Genomic DNA, 433 nt, shown 5'->3' on the forward strand with positions numbered 1-433 from the left:
TGCCTTAAATAATGCCGATTATGCGCAGAGACGCGTGTCTGAGCTTTTACATGAAGCAGAAACCACAAATGCTAGTATTAAAGCCTTAGAGCATTTGATTGAAGCGGCGCTGAAAAAGCGTCAAGCGGCCCAAGCCAAACTTGAAGCGATAAAGGCGGCATACGTTCAATGTAAAGAGAGTATTGCCGAGCACATCTCACTACAGAAGCAATTAAAGTCTTTTGCCGTGACGAATAACAAATGGTTGGAGCTGTTGCCTGACAATCAAGACATGACTGGCTACATTAACGACAGCTCACTTGAGCTGTTTGCAACAAGTGCCAGTCATTTATGGCGTCTTCAAGACTCATTGTTAAACCAGTTACGCTCTTTTATTGATACAAATATCATAGAGGACAAGCACGGAATAAAAGGAGATACCCCGTTTTGGCAT

Annotated in this window: 1 protein-coding gene; it reads left to right on the forward strand. The window is 43.0% G+C overall.

Going from position 1 to position 433, the window contains the following annotated elements; genetic code table 11:
* Positions 1-433 (forward strand): hypothetical protein (locus AB9H30_RS19380; RefSeq protein ID WP_371196438.1); only part of this gene is annotated, 433 nt, incomplete at both ends.

Source organism: Glaciecola sp. SC05, assembly GCF_041380235.1.
GTDB lineage: Bacteria > Pseudomonadota > Gammaproteobacteria > Enterobacterales > Alteromonadaceae > Glaciecola.